The 1569-nt window shown below is 76.2% G+C and carries 2 protein-coding genes and 1 pseudogene; all 3 read right to left on the bottom strand.

Annotated elements, in window-relative coordinates:
- Positions 1-126, bottom strand: a pseudogene (locus MTQ10_RS30250) (indole-3-glycerol-phosphate synthase TrpC); the annotation flags it as partial.
- Between the two features lie 352 nt (positions 127-478).
- Positions 479-736, bottom strand: a complete 258-nt coding sequence (locus MTQ10_RS30245; protein WP_247473814.1) for an HGxxPAAW family protein — start codon at positions 734-736, stop codon at positions 479-481.
- Positions 737-872: 136 nt separating this feature from the next.
- Entirely contained in the window at positions 873-1481 is a 609-nt protein-coding gene (locus MTQ10_RS30240) for a TIGR02234 family membrane protein (RefSeq protein ID WP_374117729.1), read from the bottom strand.
- Between the last annotated feature and the right edge of the window lie 88 nt (positions 1482-1569).

Below are 1569 nucleotides of genomic sequence, written 5' to 3'. Positions count from 1 at the left end.
GGCCGGCTGGTCCAGCGCGGCGACGATCAGCAGCGCGAGGTCGGCGCCGTAGGCGCGGGCCTCCCACAGCTGGTACGAGGTGACGATGAAGTCCTTGCGCAGCACCGGGATGTCGACGCGGGCGCGGGGTGCGGTGGCCGGGCCGTCCCTGCGGCGTCCGGCGTTGCGGTCGTGGTCCCGCTGTCGGCGTTCACGTCTCGCATTCTGCCCGGGAGCGGCCGGGCACGCGCGCGTGGAGGGCTGCCCCGGGGCCGGACGGGTCCCCTCGGGTCGCCCTCCGGCGTTCACGCGCGCGTCGAGGCGCGGCTGCGGCACCGGGCCGGGCGCCGCGGCTGCCGCCGGGGTTCACGCGCGCGTGGAGGCGCGGTCGGCGGCCGGGGTGCGGTGGAGCGGCAGCGGTTCGGCGGGTACGCGCGCGTGAGGGGCGGCCCGGCGCGTGGCCCGGCCGCCCCTCACGAAGGGCGCTGTGCGGCTGCGGTCAGCTCTGGGAGGCGGCGGCCTCACGGTTGGCGGTGGGCCGCTCGGAGAGCACGAGCGGCTCGGCCTTGGGGGCGCCGAGGCCCATGCTGCGCATGATGCCGCCGACGACGCCGCCGAGCAGGACGACGGCCATGCCGGCCCAGAAGCCCACCGGCTCGGCCATCACCACGAAGGCGCCCGCGACGCAGAAACCGATGAAGGAGATGATGACACCGGTCCAGGCGGCCGGGGTGTGTCCGTGGCTGCTGCCCGCCATTGCTTGCTCCTCATTGCCGTGTACGCGTGGTCACGCGTGTACGTGTCGAACGGGTCCGAGCCCGACGCTCAGTCCGCTTCCATTGTCCCGTACGCGCGCGCGTGCGGTGATCGGGGGTGGGGTTCCCGCGCGTCGGTCACACCGGATCGGGGCGGGTCGGGTCCTCTCCGCGGTCCAGGGCCTTCCACAGGTCCTCGGGCCGGTCGGGGTCGGTGGTGGGTGCGGTACGGCGTTGCCGGGGCGTTCCGCCGCGTTCGTAGCGGCCGGACATGGCGGGCCACAGGCGGCCGTAGCGCAGGGCGAGCAGTCCGGCCAGAAGGATCAGCAGGCCGCCTGCGGCGGCGACGTACGGCCAGGCCGTGTGGGTGAGGGCGCCGACGGTGGCGGAGGTGTCCCCGGCGGCCCGGGCGGCCTTGTCGTCGAGGGCGCCGCTGTCGGAGGCGCCGATCAGCGCTGCGGCGACGGTGCCCGCGCCGCACAGGGCGAGGAGCGCGGCGACGAGGAGACGGCCGGTGCGGCGGACGGCGAAGACGGCGACGAGCGCGGCGAGTCCCACTATGGCGAGGGCCGCGGGGACGCCGGTGACGTCACTGCCCTTGGCGGTCAGGGGGAAGGCGCCGCCGGCCACGGACGCGGTGCCCTCGGCCCACTGCTGGCGGGTGGCGAGCAGCGCGACGGCCTCGCCGTCGCCCTGCTCTGCGGAGCGCTCGGTGTCCTCGGAGACCGGGTCGGAGTCGGCGACGATACCGGCGCCGGCCTGGACGTAGGCGGTGCCGTCGCGCAGGAGGGCGGTGCGGATGGCGATGGCGGTGTCGGAGTCGCCGGCGAAGTCG

The organism is Streptomyces sp. XM83C (assembly GCF_023072675.1).
Lineage (GTDB): Bacteria > Actinomycetota > Actinomycetes > Streptomycetales > Streptomycetaceae > Streptomyces > Streptomyces thermocoprophilus.
This window is presented reverse-complemented; position numbering and strand designations above follow the sequence as displayed.